This window comes from Pontibacter beigongshangensis, from assembly GCF_014332515.1.
In the GTDB taxonomy this organism is placed as follows: Bacteria; Bacteroidota; Bacteroidia; order Cytophagales; family Hymenobacteraceae; genus Pontibacter; species Pontibacter beigongshangensis.
In genome coordinates this window covers 215,643-229,459 of sequence record NZ_VFSD01000003.1, presented here as the reverse complement: position 1 = coordinate 229,459, position 13,817 = coordinate 215,643, and the positions used below count along the sequence as shown (strand labels likewise).

The following is a 13,817-nucleotide window of genomic DNA, read 5'->3' as shown; positions in this document are numbered from 1 at the left end:
ATATGAAGATTCCCGCTATATGTGGTCCTAAACTCCAACGTGTCATTTCCTGACTCTTCGAACTCAATTTGCGTATTCCCAAAGGAATTATGTATCAGACCATCTAGATGTCCTTGGGGAGTATACCCGCCATTATCACTCAGGTGGACTGTCTTAGAGTCTTTGATGTAGTTTGATAATCGACTAATCTTACCCGTAACCCTTTTGCCGCTTTTAAAGCTTTTGATGTAGGTGCTATCGCTAAAAGTAATAATGTAATTTGAGTTCTGTACATCAGAAGCAAATTCTGTATCAAGAATTACCTTATAGTTACCATTCACTCTGTAGTTATCGGATTGGTTTAATAGTAGAACCGTTAATAACACCAAGTAAACAGTTAATTTCATATCTAAGCTTATTGTTCTTAATAATTACACTCTCAGCTAACGTTTTGCCGCTTTGCGAAGGCGGGGATTTTTAGCACTAAACTTCATTAGATGCACAAAGCTTGAATTTAGCACTTTACTTTCATAGAAGCACGAAACCCCCGCTTTTGCAAAACGGCTGTTAGCACCAGTAAATCTTTCAGTCAAGTTGAATTCCATTTGTTTTTAAATAGTTTTCAAAGTTGTCGTATTCGTCTTGGTTTGCAAGATAAAGTGACCAATGCTTTGCGATTAGTTCCCATTCAGTCAAAACATTTTCCCATATATTCTTTGTGTCGCATTGTTGCCAGTATTGTCTAAAAGTCATTAACTCCTTGTCTAAAACGTCAGGGTCAACAAGAACACCAATTGGAACTTCGTGTGTATAATAGTTTATGTCCTGTGCAATTCTATTAAGTAATAATTCAAGTGTCTTTTGATTATTGTCAATGGAAAAAGATTTCTCAAAAAAATGTCTTGTTTCAAAATACCCTTCAATATCTAACTCTCTTAGAAAAGCTTGTGTTGTCGCAAAGTCAGAATAGAAAAACTGTTCAAATTGTCCAATCCATCTGATGTGTTTTGCACTGTCCTTTTTATATTGGTCTATTAGTATTGGCAGAACAATTTCTTTAAAAAGTGGATGTTGAATTCTTATGTCTTTGTCCGATACTTCTGTTCCGTTATTGTTTATTATTCTATCGTCAGCGTCCAATGTCAAACTACAAATATTGTCAACGAATATTTTGATGTCCTTTTCGTCTTGTTGTTTTAATAAGTCAATGTAGTCCCCCAAAAGTTTATTAGCGTTTTTTTTGTCGCCAGCCACTCTCACTTGGTTGTATTTGTCCCAAATGTCAGTCAATTTGTTATGTGTTGTTGTGTCTTCCATTTTATTGGTGCTAACGGTTTACGGCTTTGCGATGTGGCGGCATTTTAGCACAAAAGTTCAATAGAATTACTGATGTTGAATCTTGCACAAATGTTTCATAGTAGCACTTCACCCGCCATATTGCAAAACCGATGTTATGCGGTCGGCTTTCGATTTCAGTCAGTTTTATCATTGTCTTTAACAGCAATTTGTCCCGGCTTGAATGGATGGACATTTCACTGTTCCATAGCTACAAAATACACAACAGTCGCCCTGTTTTGGCTTTAATACCTTTTTGCAGCTTTCGCACTCGTAAAAATATTGGCAAGCGTCTGTCGGCATAGTTTCTTCTTTCTTATGTCCACATTCAGGGCAAGTGATAGTTGATTGCAGGATTATGTTCATTTTATTTCTTTTTTGTCGGTTACGGAATAGCCTGTTTTAGTTATGGCTTTTTCTATCTCTTGAATGTCGGTTTGAGTTCTATCAAATTCTATGATTGCGTTGCCGTTGTCGTAAGAAACATTCGTCTTAATTATTCCTGTCAGTTTATTTACTTCGTGATTTACGTTTTCTTCACAACCTGCACAAGTCATTCCGTTAATTGTAAATTCTGCTGTTTTAATGTTTGATTGGTCGGTTATGATTGTTTGACTTTCTGTCTTTGGAAAGAATATGTGGACATAACTTGGAAACGCAAGCATCAGTCCTGCAAAAACTGTTACGAAACCCAAAAACTTTTTTGTCTGAATAAAGGGTGTTTTTTCAGTTGTGTCGCAGCAGTCAATTTGTTTTTGAGGTTTCAGTTTTTGATACCAAGCAAACGCAAGAACCAAAACTGTCAAGCCAATTAAATATGGTCTGAATGGGTCAAGCCAAGAGAAAGTAGAAGCAAGTCCACTTGTTCCAGCCAACAGAGCCAAAACAGGTGTAATGCAGCATAGTGATGCCGAAATTGCTGTCAAAAGTCCAAGTCCTGCAAGTTTATTATCTGATTTCATTTTCTTACTGTCAATGTCGTTGGTTGTTGTCTTTTAAGCTGCCGCATAACTAATGTATATCAGTAATAAACATACGGTTCAGTAATAAACATACGGTTTATTGTCGAAATCTACAGATAACCGTAATCGGACTAACGAATATACTATATATTAAACAATATATATTTAATTCACTTTAAAACCCCGCCCTGGCCGCAAGGGCTGCAAAACCTCCAGAGGAACATTTTCATTTGAATAATCGATACCATGCAGCAGCAGGAGAAGGAGCAGCTCAGGAAGGCCAAAATCATTCAAATAATTTGAGTGTCTCCGGGTGCTGCGCCTGGTGCTCTTCCTACCTATCTTTTAACATTAAACCAACCTTTGTAAACCAATGAAATCTAAAGGAGCCACCATTTCTAATTTTTAATCTGGCGAAGCTTTAGTCCTGGTCTCTTCTAAAATACAGCTTGAACACCGTTCCTGCCCCTTCTTCGCTTTCCACCTCAATTCTGCCGCCGGCATTGTCGATCATGCGCTTTACGATGTAGAGGCCCATGCCGGTGCCATCTACATGCGAGTGAAACCGCTTGAAGAGCGTAAACATCTTCGTGAGGTTGTCCTGGCTTATCCCCAGCCCGTTGTCCTTCACCGACAGCAGCACATGGCCGTCTACCTGTTCTGTTCTCAGGTAAATCTCCGGGCGGCGTTCCGGCGAGCTGTATTTTACAGCGTTGCTCATCAGGTTGTACAGAATGCTGTACATGTTTTTGCGGGAGAAATTCACTTTAGCGGCATCCTCTATATCGATGTGCAGCGTTGCCTGCTCCTTCTCCAGCATGTCGTGCACGGTCAGCTTCACGTTTTCTATTACCTCACGCAAATCCACCGATTCCGCCTCGCCGTCTACATCGCGCTGTACCTTGGCAATGTCGGTCAGGTCCTTAATCACGTTTTTGAATCGGAAAATGGAGTCTTTGATCATATCGAACAAAGGCTGGGTAGGCTCCCCCGGCAGCGGGCCCGCCTCTTCCATCTGGTCCTCGAGCAGGAGGATCAATCCTTCTATGTTGGCCACCGGCGCCTTCAGGTCGTGCGAGGCAGTATACACAAAGGTGTCCAGGTCATTGTTCACTTTCAGCAGGTGCTCGTTGGTATCCTCCAGTTTCTCCTGCGTCGCCTTCAGGTCCGATAAGTCAATAAAAGACCCCAGCACCCGGTAGGGAACCCTGTACTCATTTTGCAGGATATACGCCCGGTTCGACACATAGGCATAGGAGCCATCGGCGCGGGCAATCCGGTACTCGTCGGCCCACTGGTCTTTGCCGTGGTTAATGGCCTTGTTCAGCCCCTTCATCATCCCGTCCTTGTCGTCGGGGTGAATTTTGTCGAACCACCCGTTTATGCCCTTTCCCATCTGCGCCGGGTCGTAGCCCAGCACCGTGGCCAGGCTTTCGCTCCACCACAGTTCATTGTCCACCAGGTTCCAGTCCCAGACCACATCGTTGGTTGCCATCGATACCAGCCTGAAGCGCTCCTCGCTCGCGGCCAGCTCCTTTGTCCGCTCAGCTACCCGCTTTTCCAGCTCGTTATTGAGCTTTATCAGGTTCTCTTCGGCTTTCTTCAGCTCATCGTAGGCGAGCAGTATCTTGTCTTCGCTGTTCTTCTTCTCCGAAATATCGGCCATCGTCACGGTAAGCCCGTCGCCCATTTTCACGGCTGCTATCTCGTACCAGGCCTTGGCATTGTTCACATCCAGCACCTGCTCTATGTGCAGGGGCTTGCCGGTTTCTACCACGCCCACATACTTCCTGAAAAGGCCGCTCTTCTGCAGGAAAGGCAACTCCGACAATACCCCCTGGTGCTGCAGCTGGGCGAGCGGCCTGCCTACAAACTCTTCCGCCTTCCGGTTCAGCAGACTCCAGGAGAAATCGATGATCTCTTGCTTCTCGTCGCGCACCGCCTCAAAGGCCATAATACTGTTCAGGGAGGAGTCGAGCACCCCCTGCACCACGTTCGTGAGAGCCTTAAGAGTCGTTACATCCACAAAGCTGAGCACCACGCCATCTTTATTGCCGTCGTGCTTCAGGTACGGTATAATGCGCATCAGAAAACACTTGCCTTCGTTGGTCTCCAGCTCCTGCTCCACTTCAGTCGAGGTATTGTTCACCTGCATGATATCCTCGAGCAAATTGGCATAGCGGAGCTTGTGCGACAGGTGATGGATGGGGCGCCCCACATCCCCCTCTATGATGTTGATGATCTCCTTCACCGTTGGGGTGAATTTCCGGATAACCAGGTGATGATCAATAAAGAGTTGCCCGATGTTGGAGCTCCTGATGTAATTGTCGAGGTCTTCGTTGAGCTCCTGCAGTTCCTTGATCTTGAGCTGGTGCTCTGAGTTAACAGTATGCAGCTCCTCGTTCAGCGACTGCATTTCCTCGTTTGAGCTCTGCAGTTCTTCGTTAGACGACATAAGCTCCTCATTGCTCGACTGCAGCTCCTCGTTGGCAGTGCTCAAGTCCTGCACCGTCAGGTGCAGGTTCTCCTGCGCCTCTTTCAGTTCTGACTCCAGGATGGATAACTGCCTGAATAAGTCCTTATCAGAAACAGACTCCAGCTCTATAACCCTTTCTGCCACCTTCTGGTCCTGGTTTACCGCCCCCACTTCCTGCAGAATGATCAGGATGATGGTAGGAAGGTTTTTCTCTGCTGCCACCGGCTTGATGGTTACGCGTACATTTCTGCTCCGCTTGCCGGTTTTTAAGGTAACCTGACGTGCCACTATCTGCTGGTTTTGCTTTATGGCCTTCCTGATGCCTACACTAAGCGTTACGGCCAGCTCCTCGGGCACCATTTTGAGCAGGTTAAAGTGCAGGCGCTTGCCCGGAAACTTCAGGAACTGGTTTATATCGCCGATGCCGTGCAGGAGTTGGTAATTCTGGTCAATATAAAGCCCTGTAACTTTCAGATCTTCGGACACGGCATCTATAAACAGGTCGTTGTACTGGTTCATCTGGCTGTTCCGTAAGCCCGAGGCACTGCCCGACGAAAAAGCAGGTGTAATGCCAGAAGTGCCGTAGCTTGGCTTAACCAGCTGACTCTCCTTTATTTTCTGGTACAGCTTCCACTTCCGGTTCTCCTCCGAAAAGTAAGTACCCATTTCACCTATGTGCTCGCTGGGCCCTAAGAGTAGGTAGCCATTTAAATTGAGGGCATACGGAAATAGGGACAGCACCTTTTTCTGCAGCGAAGCCGACAGGTAAATCAGCATGTTGCGGCAGGTGATCAGGTCTATCTTACTGAAAGGCGGGTCTTTCTGAAGGTCGTGTTGCGCAAACACCACCAGCTTCCTGATTTCCTCGCTGACACAATACTTGTTGCCCTTCTGTACAAAAAAGCGTTGCAGCCGCTCCTGCGACACATCTTTGGCAATAGAGGCGGGATATATGCCCTTGGAAGCCTGCGAGATGGCCTGCATGTCGATGTCGGTGGCAAAAATCTTTACGGATGGCTCGCGGCCCATGCGGCCGTAGCACTCCGTAAAGAGCATGGCCAGCGAGTAGGCTTCTTCGCCGGTGCTGCAGGCGGTTACCCACACCTTTACCTGCTCCTCCGCATTTCTGGAGGCCACAATGTTCGGAATCACATCTTCTTCCAGAATATCAAAAACCTCCTGATCACGGAAAAAACGGGTCACATTGATCAGTATTTCCTGGCAAAGCTGCTTTACTTCGGCCGGGTTCTGGTGCAGGTAGGTCAGGTAATCCTGCAGGTCCTTCACTTTCAGGCTGTCCATCCGCTTTCTGATTCTGCGGAAAATGGTGGCCTGCTTGTACTCCCTGAAGTCGGTCTGGGTGTGGGTGCAGATCAACTCGAGTATCTCCTGCAGAAGGACTTCCTCATTCTCTTCGGCGTTCCGTTCGGCCAGCGACTTTACCAGGGGTACTTTGCGGGTATACTCCATGATCTCCTGCGGGATCTGCTCCGGCGACAGCACGAAATCGCCTAAACCGGCATCGATGGCACTGCGGGGCATGCCGTCGAACTTGGCCGAGCCGGGGTCCTGCACCACCACCATGCCGCCTGCCGCCTTTATGGCTTTGGCGCCTTTGGTACCGTCGGTGCCCGTGCCGGAAAGGATGACGCCTATGGCATAGCGGCCACGGTCTTTGGCCAGCGACTCATAAAACACATCAATCGCGAAATTGGGTTCTTTGGTTCGGGTCTTGTCTGCCAGGCGCAGGCGGCCGCCTTTGAGCGTCAGCTGCTTGCCGCTGGGCAGCACGTACACACAGTTGGGTTTTGTGCGCATGTTGTCTTCCGCCTCCTGCACCTGCATTTGGGTATGCTTAGAGAGCAGCTCTGCCATCAGACTTTTGTGGTCGGGCGAGAGGTGCTGGATAATGACAAAAGAGAAGCTGGAGTTGCTCGGAAAATGATCGAACAACATATGGATGGCTTCCAGGCCCCCGGCCGAAGCCCCGATACCCACCAGATAGTGATCTGCAGGTTGTGTAATTTCTTCTTGTTGAGAAGCTTTAGTTTTCATAATAATTAAAATACCACCTCGCTCTGCCTGATTATAACAGCTGTTTCTGGTTCACTGAGCTGCCATTATAAACCTGCCTTGTGCTTCGCCGAATTAAAAATTCAAAATTAGAAATGATGGCAGATATGCTAACCGGTAGCCTTATGTGCCCTCAACCTTGCTGAAAATCAAATGGGACGGGTACCAGAACAAAAAGGCAGATTTATCCAATTTATCAGGCTTTGTCTCTTACTATTTTACTCAGCACAGCACTTCTCAACGTCTCAGCAACCTCTAACTCTTCGGCAAGCCATGGCAGCGAAGTATACTTCACTGTCTCCTGATAAGTTGCAAAAGAATTCCTGGGGTGGTACGTCTTTCCGTCGGGCTCCAGCTCTATGGCCTGGTTCGGATTACCGCCCCAGTTCACGGTCTGGAGCACTTCTCCCCGGAAACCCAGTATATATTCTCCCTGCTCGGCATTAATGGGCAGCGCAATAAGCCCGCTGGCTACATCCTTGTATTCTTTGCTTTGTACAAATAGTTTGGGCAGGTTCGCCGTCGAGAATAGCTGAGTCGTTTTATTTCGTCTCAGCCACGAGAGGAGTTCTCTCATTTCCTGCGCATTTGGCGTATCGCCAATGGCCCAGGTGCCGCCTTCAAATACAACGGCCGCTCCATTTAAGCTGAGCAGTTCCAGCAGGTTGGTTGTTCCCATCAGCAGGCCGTCAGCAAAATTCTGGGTGGTGTAGAGCTGCTCCATCAGTTTAGCCTGAACACCCTGCAGCCCGGCCCGTATCAGAATGGTCCTCTCCCTCTCTTTGGCCGCGAGCTGGGCCGCCACTATATCTGAGAGCAGCTCCAAAGCCGAGCGCACCTCATAGCTGGGGTACAGGGCTGTTTTATGATGGCAGGAAATCAGCCCCCACAGATTGTTGCCGATAATAAGGGGCAGCGACATGGAGGCTGTGATGCCGAGGTTCTGGAGGTACTCCAGGTGCACCGCTGCCACGCTCCGCAGGTTGCAGTCGGAGAGGTTGGTAAACCGCTGAGTTATCGGGTTTATAATTGGAAGAAGGCGCACCGGGGTATAGGTGCGGTCTGGTATGAGCCGGTATGGGTTGCGGAAGTACAGGTCGCGGGCCTGTTTGGGAACATCCGATGCCGGGAACCGCAGGTGCAGGTAATCCTCCATGTCTTCTTCGCGGGCCTGCGCCAGAACCATACCGTTCCACTGCGGGTCGAACTGGTACACCAGCACCCTGTCGAAGCCGGTCAGCTTCTTTATCTCGGTGGCCGCAATGCTGGCGATGTCGGCAATAGAGCCCGCCTGCTTGAGCAGCGAAGTAATGTGCTTGATGCGTTGGTAGAACCCTTTAAAAGTCTCCTCGGCAGCCGTCGCATTTGCTTCCAGCTCTATCAGCACATACGCTTGCTCCAGGTGGATGAGGGCCGTGAGGGGCACCTGTTTCCGGCCTGCTAAAAAAGAAAGGCTGTAAGGGATTTTGTCCTGACTGCTCTGCCCGCTGAGCCTGGCAGTTAAATCGCTGTACTGGTCGGCCGGGAGGTACTGCGAGAGCGGCTGCCCCAGCACGTCCTCTGCTGCCAGGCCTACCACCTGCCGAGTATTTTCGCTGGCCTGCACGATGTGTAAACGCTCCTTGTCGAGCACCAGCAGCATGCCGTGCGGCTGTATCAGGTTAACCAGGTGAAGCGGAATGCTGCCGCAAAAATCGGAGTCATAATTCTTATCGAGGGTAGTTTGATCCATGGTCGGGTGTTAGGTATAAGACGTAAAAAAGCCCTGCTGCCACGGCAGGAACAAGAAGCCGGAGAAAATGTTGAAAATATCAGAAGCAAACCAGTTCGCAGCAAGCCGGAGCAGCCACAGCTACTGTAAAACAGGAAGGGCAAAAGCTATGTGCACGATACATGATTGCCTGGGGGGTATCAGGGCAATTATTCAAATCAAAATCACCCTCCGGAGAACTTTGCTGCTGCTGCTGCTGCTAAAGCCCCGGCCGTTAGTCCTGTAGGCGGCACTAATGTTCCGGTATCTTTCCGCTAACAAAGAAGCAAGCCAGAGAAAGATTAAGCGGGGCGGTGGATTGGGTTTGTGGCATCATCCGGTAAACAAACTATGTCTTTTAACTAGCATCTCTGCATTAACAAAATTCTGGCGCCAGTGTTTACAAAAAAACGTGCAATGCCAAACGACTCAAATATACTTATTTTCCGTTTTCGATTCAATAAAAAACACGGTGCTAATTCTTGCCGCAGCACGTTAAACCGCAGAAATCCTTATCCTGCCAGCATGGCTACAGGCTTCTGCTGGTCAGCCGCTTACCCAGGCAGACAGATCTATTGTTCCGGCAGCTGAAAATTTGCATCGACCTGCAACACTATGGGCAGTTTGCCAGCAGCTATTGCCGAATGCAATCTGTATACTTTTTGGCTTTGCAGGCTCAGCGGCTTTATCAGCAGCAGCAGAAGTAGCCTGTGGAGGCTACTTTTGATTAGAATAATCCGTTTGGGAAGGAATATCTTCCTACTAAATTCATACCTGCCAGCCAGCATCTGCCGCCTCCTTCTTTTACTAACTAACATTAATTATTAATTTTTCAGTTTTTTCTTTAACTTAAGATTTCAATTCCGTATATTGCTATTAACCAATTAAATATCATTTTACTTACCTACTCAACAAAGGAGGCCGCTATGGGAACCGTAAGACACATTTTACAAAAGAAAGGTCACGCTATTCTGACCATAGAGCCCACCTCCACCGTTTACCGGGCACTGGAAATGATGGTTGAGAAGAACGTAGGGGCGCTTCTGGTAATGGAAAACGACAGGTTTGCCGGTATTTTCACAGAGCGGGACTACGCCCGTAAAGTAATCCTGAAAGGCAAGGCTTCCAGAGAAACGCTCGTCAAAGAAATCATGAGCGAGCATCCTGTCTCTGTCACTCCCGACAACACTGTGGAGGAATGCATGAAGCTCATGACCCAGAAATATATCCGGCATCTGCCCGTGTTGGAAAACCAGCATCTAGTCGGCCTTATTTCGATAGGCGACGTTGTAAAATACCTGATCGAGGAACAGCAGTTTATTATCGAGAACCTGGAGCATTATATTACCAGCCATTAAGCAAAAGTCCGCTCACCGGATTTTGTGGCCGGCGCTGCGGAAGATTTAAAACAGGTGCTGCCCCGAACAGGTATACGAATTTCTATTTTCAGTGAGTCTGCAACAGCGTAGTTTCCCAGACATCTGGAGCAAGCCAGGCGCAAGCTTCCATGGTCTGTTCCTGGTAGCAGCCGGGTTTTAAAGTGGTTTTCAGGCACTTGCCTGGTAGCCAGTTTCGCATATTTTTTCTTTCAGTTTCATAAGTTGATGCCGCAGGGAGGCGGCTACCATGTGAATACCGCAACTGAAACAACAACCGTACTTTGGCCCCTACTCGTGTATGGCGCCATTGTCGTAAGTCTGGCCATCTTTATCCTGGGGCTTTCCCACCTGCTGGGCGAGCGAAAACACGACCGTGCCAAAGGCGAGCCCTACGAGGGCGGCATCGTGAGCGAAGGCTCAGCACGCCTCCGCTTCTCCTCTCAGTTTTACCTTATCGGCATGCTCTTCGTTATTTTTGATGTCGAGACGATCTTTATTTTCTCCTGGGCCATTGCTTTCCGGGAGTTGGGATGGTATGGTTATGTAGGCGTACTCTCCTTTATAGGCCTGCTGGTGGTGGTGCTGATATACGAGTGGCGCAACGGTGCCCTCGACTTCGGCCCCGACGGCAAAAAGATTCTGCAGGCCTACAAACGCATGACCCAAAAGCCAGGCACAGCCTAGTGCAGCACCAAAGCCTGCATCATTTATAGTCTTCAGCCGCAGCAGTGCGCAGGCGGCCAGAGGGCCATTTTCATTAGCATAATTGCTGTTGCGGCAACCATGGCACCAGCAGCACAACCATAGGCCCCCGCCTGCCATAGGATTAGGGGCCAACCGCACCCAACTGCAGCTAAACCAGCTGAGGCCAGGGCCAACAGCCCACATCGCACGCCACCCTTAGCATGTCCGCATGCCGCTTACACCCTGAAGCAAGCACCGCAGCACCTGGTGTATAACACGCTGCACACTTAAAAAACGATACAATTTTCAGCAGCCTATGAAGTGGTGGTTAACAAAACCAGACGACCCTGCCGCAACCGTGAAGGGAACTGGCTCCTACGAAGAATCGGTAAAGCAAAGCATCATGCTCACCACGGTGCAGGACCTGGTAGCCTGGGGCCGGAAAAATTCCCTGTGGCCCTTTCACTTCGGCCTTTCCTGCTGCTTTGTGGAAATGGCCACCAGCATGACGCCAAAATACGATGTAGCCCGGTTCGGGGCCGAAGTTATTCGCGGCACTCCCCGCGAGGCCGATGTCATGATCATTGCCGGTACCGTGTTCATTAAAATGGCTCCCATCATTAAACGGCTGCACGAGCAGATGATGGAGCCGAAATGGGTGATCTCGATGGGCTCCTGCGCCAACTCCGGCGGCATGTTCGACATCTACAGCGTGGTGCAGGGCGTAGACAAGTTCCTGCCTGTAGATGTGTACGTGCCTGGCTGCCCGCCCCGCCCCGACGCCTTCATGGAAGGCCTGCTCCTGCTAACCGACTCGGTAGGCAAAGAAAGAAGGCCGCTCAGTTGGACCATCGGGGAGCAAGGCATCATCAGGCCGGAAAAAGCAGACGTGAGAATCAGAAGACAGGAAGCCCGCGCTAAGATGACGGATTTCCGGTCGCCGGACGAGGTGTAAGTTGGTTGGTGATTGATAGTTGCTGATTGTTATTTAGAAGAGCAACAGAAGCAGAGACTCCGGAAGGGCATTTTCATTAGAATAATTTGAATGGTGATTAAGTAATGGATCAAAGCCTGATGGTATTTCTTCCTTTTAGCAATATACAAGCAGCAACCAATAATCAACAAGTCGCTTTTTCAATAATTCAAAACTGAATTCAATGGAAAACATTAGTGGCATAGTAGAGCAATTGCAGGCGCGGTTCGGCGAATCCACCTTTAAGCCGCAGACCACCAAGGATGAGATTCTCACCCTCTGGATGCCGCTTGAAAAAATTAAGGAGGTTCTCTCCTACCTCAAAAAAGAAGCCGCATTCCCGCTCCTCTTCGACCTGACCGCCATCGATGAAAGAACCCGTAAGCGAGACAACGGCCACACGCCCTACGCCTTCACCATCATCTACCATTTACTTTCGTTCGAGCGCAACGCCTTTATCAGGCTAAAGGTAGGCCTGAAGGAGGATTTCCCGACCGTGCCGAGCATCAGCAGCCTCTGGGCCAACGCCAACTGGTACGAGCGCGAAGTGTACGATATGTTCGGCATCCGGTTCGAAGGGCACCCGCACCTGTCGCGCATCCTGATGCCGCGCACCTGGGTGGGCCACCCGCTCCGCAAGGAGCACCCCGCCCGCGCCACCGAAATGGGGCCTTTCCAGCTCTACGACGACAAAATTGACCTCGAGCAGAGCGCCCTGCAGTTTAAGCCCGAAGAATGGGGCCTGGCGCGGCAGAGCCAAGACACCGATTTCATGTTCCTCAACATCGGTCCGCAGCACCCCGGCACACACGGCGTGCTCCGCATTATCCTGCAGCTCGACGGTGAGGACATTGTAGATGCCATTCCCGACATTGGCTTCCACCACCGGGGAGCCGAGAAAATGGGCGAGCGCCAGTCCTGGCACACCTACATCCCCTACACCGACCGGGTGGATTACCTGGGCGGCGTGATGAACAACCTGGCCTACCTGCTGGCCGTGGAAAAACTGGCCGGCATACAGGTGCCGGACCGGGTGAAGGTGATCCGGGTGATGCTTTGTGAGCTCTTCCGTATTGCCAGCCACCTGGTGTGGTACGGCACCTTTGCGCAGGACGTGGGGCAGCTCTCGCCGGTGTTCTACATGTTCTCCGACAGGGAAAAAGTATTTGAGATTGTAGAGGCCATCTGCGGCGGGCGCATGCACCCCAACTGGTTCCGCATCGGCGGGGTGGCGCAGGACCTGCCCATCGGCTGGGAAAAACTAATCCAGAACTTCCTCGATTACTTCCCGAAACGGCTGAAGGAATACGACAGCCTGGTGCTGAAAAACACGCTGTTCAAAGCCCGCACCGTGGGCATAGGCATTTTCACGAAAGAAGAAGCCATCGAGTGGGGCGTAACCGGACCTAACCTCCGGGCCTGCGGCTATGACTGGGATTTCCGCAAAAAGCAACCCTACTCCGGCTACGACATGTTCGACTTTGAAATACCCACCGCTGTCAACGGCGACTGCTACGATCGGGCCCTGGTGCGGGTGGCGGAGATGCGCCAGAGCCTGCGTATTATTGAGCAGTGCCTCAAAAACATGCCCGAAGGTTCTTACAAAGCAGATCATCCGCTCACCACGCCACCCTTAAAGAAAAATACCCTACAAGATATCGAAACGCTCATTACCCACTTTCTGGGCGTGAGCTGGGGTCCTGTGATCCCGCCAGGCGAGGCCATGAGTTGCATCGAAGCCACCAAAGGCGCCAACGGCTACTACCTCACCAGCGACGGCAACACCTCGCCCTACCGGGTCCGGATCCGCACTCCCTCGTTCCCGCACATGCAGATGCTGCCTTACATCACCAGGGGTTATACCGTAGCCGACCTGCTCTCCATACTAGGCGCCATGGACTATGTACTGGCCGACATTGACAGGTGATCATGATCTGGGGAGTGGGGATTTTTTAAAAAAACTCCCCTTTTGAAGGAGGTAAGGAGATGATAATCGTGCTGAATAATAATGGAAGCAACTTACAATTTAACCCCTTCGCTAGTGCGAGCTTGCGGCTCATATTTTCATCTTTGATTACATGAACGTGAGTTGCCTCAGGTTCTCAAATTTTAATCTTTGGAATAAAATAGTGGTACGAGCTGCAAGCTCGCACCAGCATCAAATCAACATGAACAAAAAAGTCTACCATCTATAATCTAGCATCTA

9 protein-coding genes are annotated in these 13,817 nt (G+C 49.6%); 4 read left to right on the top strand and 5 right to left on the bottom strand.

Annotated features, from left to right (window positions below; genetic code table 11):
- Positions 1 to 564 precede the first annotated feature (564 nt).
- The 5 genes from FJM74_RS04600 to FJM74_RS04585 form a co-directional block, all read right to left on the bottom strand.
- A complete protein-coding gene (locus FJM74_RS04600; RefSeq protein WP_187261390.1) occupies positions 565 to 1,296 on the bottom strand; it encodes a hypothetical protein in 732 nt (243 codons plus the stop codon).
- Between the two features lie 177 nt (positions 1,297 to 1,473).
- Entirely contained in the window at positions 1,474 to 1,680 is a 207-nt protein-coding gene (locus FJM74_RS22320; RefSeq protein WP_013631656.1) for a GDCCVxC domain-containing (seleno)protein, read from the bottom strand.
- Complete coding sequence (gene merTP, locus FJM74_RS04595; RefSeq protein ID WP_013631655.1) at positions 1,677 to 2,276, bottom strand: mercuric transport protein MerTP; 600 nt, start codon at positions 2,274 to 2,276, stop codon at positions 1,677 to 1,679. Before merTP ends, FJM74_RS22320 begins: the two co-directional genes overlap by 4 nt.
- 421 nt (positions 2,277 to 2,697) lie before the next feature.
- Positions 2,698 to 6,807, bottom strand: a complete 4,110-nt coding sequence (locus FJM74_RS04590) for a chemotaxis protein CheB (protein ID WP_187261389.1) — start codon at positions 6,805 to 6,807, stop codon at positions 2,698 to 2,700.
- 214 nt (positions 6,808 to 7,021) lie between these two features.
- Positions 7,022 to 8,557, bottom strand: coding sequence for a GAF domain-containing protein (locus FJM74_RS04585; protein WP_187261388.1), 1,536 nt, complete (start codon positions 8,555 to 8,557; stop codon positions 7,022 to 7,024).
- A 944-nt stretch (positions 8,558 to 9,501) separates the two neighbouring features.
- Here FJM74_RS04585 and FJM74_RS04580 point away from each other — a divergent pair.
- The 4 genes from FJM74_RS04580 (at position 9,502) to nuoC (ending at position 13,538) form a co-directional block, all read left to right on the top strand.
- Entirely contained in the window at positions 9,502 to 9,933 is a 432-nt protein-coding gene (locus FJM74_RS04580; protein ID WP_187261387.1) for a CBS domain-containing protein, read from the top strand.
- Between the two features lie 270 nt (positions 9,934 to 10,203).
- On the top strand, positions 10,204 to 10,638 hold the full coding sequence (locus FJM74_RS04575) for an NADH-quinone oxidoreductase subunit A (RefSeq protein WP_317175536.1): 435 nt from the start codon (positions 10,204 to 10,206) through the stop codon (positions 10,636 to 10,638).
- Positions 10,639 to 10,954: 316 nt separating this feature from the next.
- The gene (locus FJM74_RS04570; RefSeq protein ID WP_187261386.1) at positions 10,955 to 11,593 is read left to right on the top strand and encodes an NADH-quinone oxidoreductase subunit B; all 639 of its coding nucleotides are present in this window, start codon (positions 10,955 to 10,957) and stop codon (positions 11,591 to 11,593) included.
- Positions 11,594 to 11,795: 202 nt separating this feature from the next.
- Positions 11,796 to 13,538, top strand: a complete 1,743-nt coding sequence (gene nuoC / locus FJM74_RS04565) for an NADH-quinone oxidoreductase subunit C/D (RefSeq protein ID WP_187261385.1) — start codon at positions 11,796 to 11,798, stop codon at positions 13,536 to 13,538.
- Positions 13,539 to 13,817: the final 279 nt, after the last annotated feature.

Bases quoted from the DNA above. Each gene is read 5' to 3' on its own strand.
- FJM74_RS04600 (WP_187261390.1), bottom strand. From the start codon at position 1,296: ATGGAAGACACAACAACACATAACAAATTGACTGACATTTGGGACAAA.
- FJM74_RS22320 (WP_013631656.1), bottom strand. From the start codon at position 1,680: ATGAACATAATCCTGCAATCAACTATCACTTGCCCTGAATGTGGACAT.
- merTP (WP_013631655.1), bottom strand. From the start codon at position 2,276: ATGAAATCAGATAATAAACTTGCAGGACTTGGACTTTTGACAGCAATT.
- FJM74_RS04590 (WP_187261389.1), bottom strand. From the start codon at position 6,807: ATGAAAACTAAAGCTTCTCAACAAGAAGAAATTACACAACCTGCAGAT.
- FJM74_RS04585 (WP_187261388.1), bottom strand. From the start codon at position 8,557: ATGGATCAAACTACCCTCGATAAGAATTATGACTCCGATTTTTGCGGC.
- FJM74_RS04580 (WP_187261387.1), top strand. From the start codon at position 9,502: ATGGGAACCGTAAGACACATTTTACAAAAGAAAGGTCACGCTATTCTG.
- FJM74_RS04570 (WP_187261386.1), top strand. From the start codon at position 10,955: ATGAAGTGGTGGTTAACAAAACCAGACGACCCTGCCGCAACCGTGAAG.
- nuoC (WP_187261385.1), top strand. From the start codon at position 11,796: ATGGAAAACATTAGTGGCATAGTAGAGCAATTGCAGGCGCGGTTCGGC.